The following is a 10,853-nucleotide window of genomic DNA, read 5'->3' on the forward strand; positions in this document are numbered from 1 at the left end:
ATCAACTATAGTGATATTTCGCAGACTGACAGTCAATGCCACTTCTCCTTTTTTGAAAGGAGTTTTTTTTATGCTTAAAATCCACCGTTTTAATTGTGCTGGTCTTGATGTTCACAAGAACCTTATTGTTGCCACCATTGGTATCACTGACAAGAAAACTCGTGTCACTGAATATATTCAAAAAGATTTCTCTTCTCTTAACTATGATCTCTATAACCTTAAAAACTGGCTTATTGAGCACAAATGCTTTGATGTCTGCATGGAATCTACCGGTAAATATTGGATTCCTGTGTTCAACGTCCTTGAGACTGAAGCCAAAATGAATATTGTCCTTGTTCATCCTAAATATGTCAAAGCTATCAAAGGCAAAAAAACAGACAAGAAAGATTCCAAATGGATTTGTGATCTTTTCAAACATGATCTTCTCAAATCATCTTTTATCCCATCTAAGGATATTCGTGAATTAAGAGGTCTCTCTCGTTACCGCTTCAAGCTCATCTGTATGCGTACTTCTGAACGGAATCGTTATCAGAATTCTATGACCGTTTCAAATATCGCTCTTGCTTCTGTTGTTTCTGATCCTTTTGGAAAAACAGCTAAAGCCATAATGAATGAAGTTCTATCTACTGAAGCTATTGATGAAGCTAAAATCACAAAACTTATACATGGCAGCTGCAGAAACAAAGACAAAATAATTGAATCTCTTAAAAATTCCAAGATTGAGCCCGATCAAAGATTTAAGATGACAGAAATTCAATCACATATGAATGAACTTGATAAACATATTGAAGCTGTTGAAATAGAAATCATCAAACGTGCTTCCAGATACTTTGATGATTTCATCCATATTACGGAAATTGATGGAATACAGCTTATGTCTGCTATTCTTATCATTTCTGAAATCGGTGTTGATATGACACAATTTGAAACAGATAAACAGCTATGCTGCTGGGCTGGAGTCTCTCCTGCCAATAATGAAAGTGCAGGAAAGAAAAGATCAGTTCGTATCAGCAAAGCCGGGCAGTATCTTAAACCGGTATTAGTACAATGTGCATTGGCAGCCATCAGAAAGAAAAACAGTTATTTTGGTCAAAAGTATACAAGGATCAAGAAAAGAAGAGGACACAAGAAAGCAATCATAGCTATCGCAAGAATGATGCTTGTCAGTATTTATCACATGATTCTTACTGGAGAAAAGTTCAATCCTTCAGACTACGAATCATTTAAGGATCCAAAGCCACAAAGAGAAAAGAACAATTATACAGTTGAGACAGCACTGGCCTTTCTAAAATCACAGGGATTTGATGTATCATCTATTCAAGAAATTCCTAAATAATATTCTGTTTTTTCTAAATGAAACCGAACTTGTTTTTAAGTTCGTCTTTTTTTGTGTTTTTACTCACGATTGGGTCAAATTATTTTTCACACTTTTCCTCCTCTTGTATCTATGTTTTAACATGCTTTAAAACAAAAAAATAGAGCACCTGTTCTTTTAAAAACATCGCTCTAAAATTTATTTTAATAATTATCTAAAAAATAGAACAGTGCTCTATTTTTTAGATAAAATACTAATTTTTATCTTCTTCCATTATAATTTGGTTAGATGAAAAATGTTCTACTTCAACTTTTTTTGAATGCTTTATTTTGTAATCTAAATTATTTTCATAATTGAGTCGAAAATAGCATGAATATAAAATATTAAACAATAAAGATACTGAATGTTCAGAAGTAAAATTAGCAATCTTAGAAAATAACTTTTCTCTAGTAGCAATATATAAAATACATTCACTAAAACAACTTAATGTATTTTCTCCAAAACTCGTCATAATGATAATCGGAATATTTTTCTCTTTTAATAACGAAGCCACCCTAATTAAACTATGATTTTCTCCTGAATAAGATACAATAATAGCACAATCATTAACATCTAACATATCCGCCTGATATTTTTCTTCACCAATATGATTTTGAACAATAACATGCTTTTTTATCCTCGACATTTTTTGTTGAAAAACTGTAGCTAGTGGTACATAAGCCCCAAAGCCAAAAACATAAATATGCTGGGCCTTATCAATTATCCTAATTGCACGTTGCAATGAATCATGATGAATTAACGATACTGTATCTTTTGTAGCTTCGTTAATAACTTCTTTAATACTGCCAACAACACTCATCATATTATCATCTTTACTAAAAGGCAAATTAGCATCAATATTATCGAAATGTGAATCCAAATATTTTTGTTCCTTAATTAATTGTTCTTTTAACTGATTATAACCTTGATATCCTAATTTATGAGCTAATCTAATTACAGCTGAAGATGAACAATATACTTCTTTTGCAATATCTCGAGTTGACAAATTACTTAAAGAAACTCGGTGTTCCAATAAATAATTCGCAATATCTCGTTCTACTTTGGTTAATTTCTCATTAGCTATTTTGTCAATTAATAACATCTCTATTCACCACCCTAAAATTAAGTATATAATATTTTAATATTATATAACCATATCTAAGTAAATTTATAAAACTTTTTAGTAACTCTTTTGATCCTAAATTAATATTCTATAAAATTGTAGTTAATAACTATTATCATAAATATTCTAAAAATATAATATTTGTTGACTATTTTTCTAACTTCAGTATAATACGAATTGTTAGTTTGTTCTAACTTTGTAGGTATTATGTTGTTAAATAAAATTATTGCTTTAATTTGTTGTATTCTATTAATTCTATGTATTTTACCATTATGGAAAAATAAGTTTGCGGGTAATAAAGTTCTTTTAAAAATCACTTCATTCCACCAGATTTATGCTTTTTTATTACTTGTTTTAGCTTTAATCCATGGGATATTAGCCGGTAATAATCCAGCGATGTTTAGTGGTAAAATTGCCTGGATGATTTTATTATTAATTATTTTATTTGCATATATAATTAAACAAAACAAGCCTAAATGGAAAAAAATCCATATGGCATTATCTATTATTTTTGCAGGATTAGTAATTTTACATATTATTCATGCAATTATAGTATAAAAAAAGAGGATTATTTTAAGAAAGTCTTATAATCCTCATAGTTTTTCTTTAATAATTCAGGTGTGTTTAAATCATATGGACAATGTGCTTTACATTTACCACAATTTATACATGTCTCAATTTTTTTCATTTCCTCTTGCCAATGCGGTGAAAGCCAATTAGCACTTGGAGATCTTCTAAGCATTAAAGACATTCTAGCACATTGATTTATTTCAATTCCCATTGGACAAGGCATACAATAACCACAGCCACGACAGAATTCACCAGCTAATTCTTGACGATCATGTTCTATTATTGCTTTAATTTCATCATTTAAAACTGGTGGATTATCATTGTAACTAATAAACTCATCTAGTTCTTTTTCTTTTTGAATTCCCCAAATTGGTAAAGTATTATCAAATTGAGCTAGATAAGCATAAGCTACATCAGAACGAGTAATTAAACCACCTGATAAAGCTTTCATGCAAATAAAACCGACATCTTTTTCCTTACATAATCTTACTAGTTCTTCTTCTTTATCAGATGCTAAATAACTAAATGGGAATTGTAACGTATCATACAAACCAGATTCTACGGCTTCTTTTGCAACATGTAGACGATGATTAGTTATTCCAATATGTTTTATTTTTCCTTGTTCTTTAGCTTCCAACATTGCTTCATACAATCCTGTTCCATCATTTGGTTTAGGACAAAATGATGGATTATGAAATTGGTAAATATCAATATAATCAGTTTTCAATAATTCCAAACTTGTATTTAAATCGCGCCAAAAATCTTCTACTGTTGTAGCCATTGTTTTTGTGGCAATATAAATATCTTTACGTACATCACTTAAAGATAATCCTATTTTTTCTTCACTATCACTATAAGCCCGAGCTGAATCAAAGAAATTAATTCCATTTGCATAGGCCTTTTTTAAAATCACTTTGGCTTCTTCTTTATTTACTCTTTGTACCGGTAAAGCTCCAAAGCCATTACGATTAACAACAATATTAGTTCTTCCTAATCTTACTTTTTCCATAATACCCCTCCTACATCGATTGACATTAACTATTATAACATTAAAAAAACGAGAATTTAATCTCGTTTACTTAAAAATCATGATTAATTATTTCAACTAAAGAAAACTCATCATTTTCAAATTCAAATTTCAAAATACAACAATTACGAATTCTAGTTGTTTGATCAACTTGACTATTTTTTGACCAGTAACGCATGAACCCACGACATGAAGCCCCATGACTAACAGCTAGAACTGTCTGATGATCTTCTTTTTTCATAACTTCTAATAAAGTATCTGCCATTCGCTGACGCATTTCTAATTCACCTTCGCCACCATAAGTTACAAAGAAATCTCCATATGGAAGAGGTGGATTTAAATCTTCACTTTCTCCTTCAAAAACACCAAAATTCCACTCTTTTAAACCCTTAAGACGTGTATATGGCATATCTGTCACTAATTCTAAAGTATCGCAAGCACGCTCTGAAGTTGAAGAATAAGCATGATCAAATGTAATATTATGATCTTTAAAATATTTTCCCGCAACTTTAGCTTGTTTAATTCCTAATTCTGTTAAAGGCGCATCACACCAGCCTTGAATTTTCTTTCGAACATTAAATAATGTTTCTCCATGACGCATTAAATATAATGTCTTTTTCATTTCCAATCAACCTCCATAAAATACAAACCAGCCTCAAAATCAAGCATACTATAACACAATTTAAAAAAATGCGCACCATATTTATTATTTTTAACTATTAACCCCCTAGAAAAAACATTATCTTCTGTATTTACAACTTAAAATAAGGTAGAATAAAAAAAGAGCTATATATCATAATTTATTCATTTACTAATAATAATTTCGTTTGTTTTGTATGAAAATCATACACTAACATATAAAAAATATTAAGAAAGGAGATGTGAAGGACTTTTAAATATAAAAATTAGGTAACAAACAATTTAATAAAAGTCACTTCATAAAAAAATTTATGGAAACATATGGAATTGAAAAATATGGGCTTTCAACTACTGGAACAATTTATCGAAACATTCCCGCTGGATCTTTAGTCGAAAAAGCCCTATTAAAAAAAGAAGGACGCCTTAGTAGAGCTGGCTGTTTATGTATTGAAACTGGTGAAAGAACGGGTCGTTCACCAAACGATAAATATATTGTCGACCACCCTTCAATCCATGATAAAATTGCTTGGGGTAAAGTTAACCGTCCGGTTTCACCAGAAAAATTTGATTTAGTTTATAAACAAATTATCGATCACTTATCAGATAAAGACTTATACATTTTTGATGGTTACGCTGGTGCTAACCCAAAATATTCATATGCTTTTAGAATCATTAATGAAAAAGCCAGTCAAAATCTTTTTATTTCTAATCTTTTAATTAAACCTACTCCTCGTGAATTACAGCATTTTCAAGAAGATTATTTAATTTTAGCAGCACCTGATTGCAAAATTGATAAAAGCGTTGGTTTAAATAGCGATGTTGCTGTAATGATTGACTACGCTAGACAAATAGTTTTAATCGCTGGAACTGGTTATTCCGGTGAAATCAAAAAAAGTATTTTTTGTGTCATGAATTATGTTTTACCGCAACGAAATGTCTTTACTATGCACTGTTCTGCAAATATTGGTGATGAAGGCGATACTGCGTTATTCTTCGGACTTTCAGGAACTGGAAAGACAACTTTATCCGCTGATCCTAAACGTAAATTAATTGGTGATGATGAACATGGCTGGTCACATACTTCAGTATTTAATTTTGAGGGCGGCTGCTATGCAAAATGTATTAATTTATCTAAAGAAAATGAACCTGAAATCTGGGATGCGGTAAGATTTGGTGCTGTTGCTGAAAATGTCTGCTTATTTGAAGATACTAGAATAATTGATTTTAATGATAATTCAATTACTGAAAATACCCGTGTTGGTTATCCGCTAAATTTTATCGCTAATATTGCACCTGAAGGGGTAGCTCCAATTCCAAAAACAATTTTCTTTTTGGCCGCTGATGCTTTCGGGGTTTTACCACCGATTTCTAAATTAGATAAAAACTCAGCAGCATATCATTTCGTATCTGGCTATACAAGCAAACTAGCTGGTACTGAAGATGGGGTTACCGAACCCGAAGCAACTTTTTCTACCTGTTTTGGAGAACCATTTTTACCATTAGACCCTTTGCTTTATGCACAACAATTCCAGCGTCGAGTTAAAAAAGCTGGTGCCAATGTCTTTTTGATTAATACTGGATGGGTTGGCGGATCTTATGGAACCGGTAAACGTATCCCGATTAAATTTACTCGTGCTATGATCAATGCCGCAATTGATGGCGAACTAGATTTTGTCAGCTATGAAAGAGATCCTTACTTCAATTTAAATATTCCTAAATTCTGTCCTGGTGTTCCTCAGGAATTATTGAATCCAAAATCTACTTGGATCGATAAAGATGCTTATGACCAGACTGCTCAAAAATTAGTAAAAATGTTCCAAAACAACTTTAAGCAATATTCTAATTTCCCAGAAGCAGTTATCAACGCTGGACCTGGCGGAACTTACAGCCAGTAATTTCAAAATAGTATTTATAAAAACTTGGGGTTCTTACTTTAAACAAGAACCCCTTTTCATCTCTATACAAATCATATTACTATAATCTTAAATCATTCATTTCTAATACTTCTATCAATAATCCAACTCCACCAGCTAATAAAAAACCTGCAAGAATATAATTTATGATAACCGTCATAACCATTGGCGCTATTAATAAAATTACTGCCATAATAATACTAATAATACCAATAGCCCTTACCCAGCTAACATCAACAATTCCAAATAAACTTAAACGATACGAAAAAGTTAACTTATTAATACCATAGATAAGTAACACAATTGCTAAAACACATGTAATAGTACTAACTGTCAGTTCTAACGGTGAACTTAAAAACAATAATCCAATTAATAGATTACAAACAACTATAACTAAATTACCGGTATATCTTACAAAAGATGGTGTTGCTAAATAATCTATAAAACGATATATAGCTAGTATTAAAAAAACTAACCCGATAAACTTGCCTACTAAACTTAATGATTCAATCGGAAAAATAATTGCTAAGATAGCAAGAATAATCATCAAAACACCAATAATTCCACCAACGATCCTTAATAAACGTACTTTTTTATTCCATTTATCAATAATCTGATTTTCAAATTCATAATTAAATCTAAACATAATATCACCTTCTCATTTATATTATAGTCCTGTTAATTTAAACATTTATGAACAAATCATCCTATTAATTATTAAAAGACAAGTAAATAGCTACACCAATAATAATCAAACCACCTAATAATTCTTTAAAAGCCATCATTTCATTTAATAATAAAAACGCAAATATAATACTATATACACTTTCCATACTAGAAATAATACTAGCTGTTTGGACTTTTATCTTTTTCAAACTATTTACATAGATACTATGGGCTATTGCTGTACAAACAATTCCTAAAAATATTATTGCTCCTAAGTCTAATGAATTAATTGTCGTTGTAACAAAAAATATTGTCGGAAATAAAATAATTGTTGCTACACCTTGTTCATAAAGACATATTATTGTTCCTGAATAATTTAGTGATAAATAGCGATTAAATAAACATAAAATAGCATAACTAAAGGCACTGATCATCCCTACAACGATTCCAAGCGTCATTTGATTAGCCAATGAAAATTCTGGAACAGTAATTAATACTCCTGCAAACATAATAATTGCCATTGTCACATTTTTTATTTCTAATTTTTCATGATATATTAATGGTTCTAAAAATGTTACAAATATTGGAAAAGTTGCAAATGTAATGGTTCCAATCGCAACCGTTGCTATTTGGATTGCCTGCAAAAAAGTAAACCAATGAATTGCAAGTATTATCCCTGCTACAATAACATAACTATAATCACGTTTCTTTAATTTCCAATTGTCCTTTTTTATTAATATAATAATTAATAAAAATATTGATGAAAAAAACACTCTTCCAAAGGTGACTAAAATAGCTGGTACACTAACAAACTTACCAATGACCCCCGCTAACCCAAATAACATTACCGCAATATGTAAAGAAATAATTTCCCGTTTCATAACTACCTCACTAAATATAATCTTAACGACAATGATTAATATTTACAAGGCTAATAACAAAAAAGAAATGATAATATTAATTTGACATGGTATAATCATTAAAAAATAATATTTTTATAAAAGGATAAATAAAAATGAATGTAACTAATGAACTATTAACAAATTTAGCTAAATTACACACAACTGATTTAGGTGTAATTAGAATAAAAAGAAATCTATCTTTAGACAGCGATGATGTTGTTGAATGGTGTAAATCTAAAATTAAATTGCCAAACGCAATCATTATCCAAAAAGGGAAAAACTGGTATGTAAGTATCGATAATTGTATTATAACGATAAATGCAAATAGTTATACAATTATTACAGCTCATAAAGAAAAGAAAAACCGTCAGTCTCTATAAATAAGATGACGGTTTCAATTTATATTCAATTAAATAACATATAAAATTATACATAAAAAATGTAAAGCACTTCCAAGCAGTATCCATAAATGCCAGATACTATGCATATAACGATGTTTATTTTGTAAACCATAGAATATCGTTCCAATTGTATACGCTAAACCACCGGCTACTAATAAATAAATACCACTCATCCCAACTGCTTCTGGTAATAGATTAAATCTAAAAACTATTCCCCAGCCCATCGCTAAATATAAAACCATCGATAAAGTTGAATATTTTTTTATATCTATCGCATTTAAAATAATACCTATAATTGTACAGCCCCATTCTATTGCTAAAATGACCCAAGCCCAAAAAGGATCGATTGGTCTGATTGAACATAGTAATACTGGTGTATATGTTCCAGCAATCAAAACAAAAATAGTACAGTGATCCATAATCTGGAATACTTTTTTACTTTTTCGATTAGCTGGCAAGCCATGATAAATACTGCTCATAGTATATAATAAAATCATTGAAACACCATATATTATCCCTGAGGCAATTCCATAACCATTATGATGAATAGCAGCAAAAACGATACAAAGAACTAATACCGCTATTCCAAAAGCACCACCGACTATATGAGTAACCATATTAAAGATTTCTTCACCGCGGGTATATTCTGGTAATATTCGATCATCTAATTTTGTCCTTTTCATCAAATTCCTCCATTCTTTGACTATAAAAATAATACGATACTATATTTAATTCCAGTTTTTTAATCATCTTAAAACATTAATATATCTTTTATATTAACTTATTAAATAAATTAGGATTAATTACCTCATTAGAAAACAGCATGTCTTTACATGCTGCTTACTTACAAATACATTTACTTTTTCCTTTTTTCTTAGCCATATATAAAGCTTCATCAGCAGTATTTAATACTTCTAACCATGACTCTTCATCTTTAATAATACCAGTTGTTCCCCCAACACTTACTGTCACACATTTTCTAGCTACATTTGGTGGTACGGTTAAATCTAGCTGTTCGATTGCTTGACATAATTCATCACCAATTACTTGCAATCTTTCTAGCGTAATATTTTCATTAATATAGACAAACTCTTCACCGCCATATCTAATCAATACCCCTTCGCTTAAACAAAGTGTTAAGGCATTCGCTACTCTTTCTAAACAACGATCTCCCTTTACATGACCAAAGTAATCATTATATTTTTTAAAATCATCAATATCAATTATCAAAACTCCCGTTTTTTGAGGTAGATTACTATTTTTTTGATAAATAGTTTCTAAATATTTAGTTAGATAACGACGATTTAATAATTTTGTAAGAGAATCATGATGGGCAACAAAATCTAACCGAGCACTATTTTCAACAATAGTTTTATTTTTAGCTCTAATAATATAATTATTTAAAAATGCCTGGCGTGTTGATTGATAACGATAATAACTAATAAATAGTGCCATAAGCGTTAATGATACACTATTAAGATATAAACTATAATGAATCGTATAATCACCAGGATAAAAATATGAAATCGAATAAATCAAAGCAATATTAGCAATTACATACAACGGTACAAAAAACTTAGGTGGAATGTATGTTAAAATAGCAATTCCTAATAAACTAATAATATAAACATTAATATTGTTAGAAACCCGGTTATCATAAACAGTAATTATCAATGACCATAGTATTAAAAATAATACAAAGAAATATTGAATGCCAGTTACCTTGCCACCTTTTCTTTTTTTAAAAGCTATGATAAGTAAAGTCAAAATACAAACAGCCATCATTACAGCATACATTGTCATATAAACTTTACTAGCCACTGAAGCAAAAGTAAAATCAGTATAAATGCCTACATAAAACATATTATATATTTGAAAAAGTAAAATCAAAACAACTATAATCCATAAATTCTGCTTAATTTCATTTTCAATAGTTAGCTTATACTCATCTTCTTGAGCTTTATTTAACTTTATCTTTTTAAATAATGGTATAAGTTTCATTATTATCTCCCTTCAATAACTGTTTTTCAGATAAAAACTTACTAAATTTCTGATTATCTTTTCATAAGCTGGTAAATGTCGGTATAGCCTGTATTTTAGGGCTTTATCGGCATTTTCCGTTTGGAAGATACATTGCAAAAGCTGGCATTTACCAGCATGAAAATGCAACCAAAAGTAGTAAATGAGTAGTACAATCACCGATTTAAGAAGCAAGAGCCAGTCTTTCAAGTTCTGCTTTTGCTGAATTGAAAGTACCG

Annotated in this window: 12 protein-coding genes; 4 read left to right on the top strand and 8 right to left on the bottom strand. The window is 30.0% G+C overall.

The features are described 5' to 3' along the window. The first annotated feature begins 70 nt into the window (after window positions 1-70). On the top strand, window positions 71-1,336 hold the full coding sequence (locus B5E92_RS07510; protein WP_087300759.1) for an IS110 family transposase: 1,266 nt from the start codon (window positions 71-73) through the stop codon (window positions 1,334-1,336). A gap of 232 nt (window positions 1,337-1,568) precedes the next feature. Here B5E92_RS07510 and B5E92_RS07515 read toward each other — a convergent pair whose 3' ends face one another. Further along, a complete protein-coding gene (locus B5E92_RS07515) occupies window positions 1,569-2,456 on the bottom strand; it encodes a MurR/RpiR family transcriptional regulator (RefSeq protein ID WP_087300761.1) in 888 nt (295 codons plus the stop codon). A gap of 228 nt (window positions 2,457-2,684) precedes the next feature. Between B5E92_RS07515 and B5E92_RS07520 the strand changes: the two genes are divergently transcribed. Beyond that, window positions 2,685-3,035, top strand: coding sequence for a hypothetical protein (locus tag B5E92_RS07520; protein WP_087300763.1), 351 nt, complete (start codon window positions 2,685-2,687; stop codon window positions 3,033-3,035). 10 nt (window positions 3,036-3,045) lie between these two features. Here B5E92_RS07520 and B5E92_RS07525 read toward each other — a convergent pair whose 3' ends face one another. Then, a complete protein-coding gene (locus B5E92_RS07525; RefSeq protein ID WP_087300765.1) occupies window positions 3,046-4,056 on the bottom strand; it encodes an aldo/keto reductase in 1,011 nt (336 codons plus the stop codon). A gap of 70 nt (window positions 4,057-4,126) precedes the next feature. Beyond that, window positions 4,127-4,696, bottom strand: coding sequence for a histidine phosphatase family protein (locus B5E92_RS07530; RefSeq protein WP_087300767.1), 570 nt, complete (start codon window positions 4,694-4,696; stop codon window positions 4,127-4,129). A 328-nt stretch (window positions 4,697-5,024) separates the two neighbouring features. Between B5E92_RS07530 and pckA the strand changes: the two genes are divergently transcribed. Beyond that, window positions 5,025-6,608 carry a phosphoenolpyruvate carboxykinase (ATP) gene (gene pckA, locus B5E92_RS07535; protein ID WP_087300768.1) on the top strand — a complete coding sequence of 528 codons (1,584 nt, stop codon included), beginning with the start codon at window positions 5,025-5,027 and terminating at the stop codon, window positions 6,606-6,608. 79 nt (window positions 6,609-6,687) lie between these two features. Here the strand turns inward: pckA and B5E92_RS07540 are convergent, their stop codons facing one another. Both B5E92_RS07540 and B5E92_RS07545 read right to left on the bottom strand, forming a co-directional pair. Beyond that, on the bottom strand, window positions 6,688-7,272 hold the full coding sequence (locus B5E92_RS07540; RefSeq protein ID WP_087300770.1) for a DUF308 domain-containing protein: 585 nt from the start codon (window positions 7,270-7,272) through the stop codon (window positions 6,688-6,690). A gap of 64 nt (window positions 7,273-7,336) precedes the next feature. Further along, window positions 7,337-8,173: a DMT family transporter gene (locus B5E92_RS07545; protein WP_087300772.1), complete on the bottom strand. Its 837-nt coding sequence runs from the start codon at window positions 8,171-8,173 to the stop codon at window positions 7,337-7,339. Window positions 8,174-8,307: 134 nt separating this feature from the next. Here B5E92_RS07545 and B5E92_RS07550 point away from each other — a divergent pair, with 134 nt between their 5' ends. Next, window positions 8,308-8,574: a DUF3781 domain-containing protein gene (locus B5E92_RS07550; RefSeq protein ID WP_087300774.1), complete on the top strand. Its 267-nt coding sequence runs from the start codon at window positions 8,308-8,310 to the stop codon at window positions 8,572-8,574. A 29-nt stretch (window positions 8,575-8,603) separates the two neighbouring features. Here the strand turns inward: B5E92_RS07550 and B5E92_RS07555 are convergent, their stop codons facing one another. The 3 genes from B5E92_RS07555 to B5E92_RS15650 all read right to left on the bottom strand — a co-directional run. After that, window positions 8,604-9,278 (bottom strand): hemolysin III family protein, encoded by a 675-nt coding sequence (locus B5E92_RS07555; protein ID WP_087300776.1) that lies wholly within the window; start codon window positions 9,276-9,278, stop codon window positions 8,604-8,606. A gap of 157 nt (window positions 9,279-9,435) precedes the next feature. Then, a complete protein-coding gene (locus tag B5E92_RS07560) occupies window positions 9,436-10,596 on the bottom strand; it encodes a GGDEF domain-containing protein (RefSeq protein ID WP_087300778.1) in 1,161 nt (386 codons plus the stop codon). Between the two features lie 12 nt (window positions 10,597-10,608). Continuing rightward, window positions 10,609-10,853, bottom strand: a 245-nt coding sequence (locus B5E92_RS15650; protein WP_087300780.1) for a hypothetical protein, incomplete at its 5' end; no start/stop codon positions are given.

The organism is Erysipelatoclostridium sp. An15 (assembly GCF_002160675.1).
Taxonomy (GTDB): Bacteria; Bacillota_I; Bacilli_A; order Erysipelotrichales; family Coprobacillaceae; genus Thomasclavelia; species Thomasclavelia merdavium.

Coding starts and splice junctions, on each gene's coding strand:
- B5E92_RS07510 (WP_087300759.1), top strand. CDS start 71: ATGCTTAAAATCCACCGTTTTAATTGTGCTGGTCTTGATGTTCACAAG.
- B5E92_RS07515 (WP_087300761.1), bottom strand. CDS start 2,456: ATGTTATTAATTGACAAAATAGCTAATGAGAAATTAACCAAAGTAGAA.
- B5E92_RS07520 (WP_087300763.1), top strand. CDS start 2,685: ATGTTGTTAAATAAAATTATTGCTTTAATTTGTTGTATTCTATTAATT.
- B5E92_RS07525 (WP_087300765.1), bottom strand. CDS start 4,056: ATGGAAAAAGTAAGATTAGGAAGAACTAATATTGTTGTTAATCGTAAT.
- B5E92_RS07530 (WP_087300767.1), bottom strand. CDS start 4,696: ATGAAAAAGACATTATATTTAATGCGTCATGGAGAAACATTATTTAAT.
- pckA (WP_087300768.1), top strand. CDS start 5,025: ATGGAAACATATGGAATTGAAAAATATGGGCTTTCAACTACTGGAACA.
- B5E92_RS07540 (WP_087300770.1), bottom strand. CDS start 7,272: ATGTTTAGATTTAATTATGAATTTGAAAATCAGATTATTGATAAATGG.
- B5E92_RS07545 (WP_087300772.1), bottom strand. CDS start 8,173: ATGAAACGGGAAATTATTTCTTTACATATTGCGGTAATGTTATTTGGG.
- B5E92_RS07550 (WP_087300774.1), top strand. CDS start 8,308: ATGAATGTAACTAATGAACTATTAACAAATTTAGCTAAATTACACACA.
- B5E92_RS07555 (WP_087300776.1), bottom strand. CDS start 9,278: ATGAAAAGGACAAAATTAGATGATCGAATATTACCAGAATATACCCGC.
- B5E92_RS07560 (WP_087300778.1), bottom strand. CDS start 10,596: ATGAAACTTATACCATTATTTAAAAAGATAAAGTTAAATAAAGCTCAA.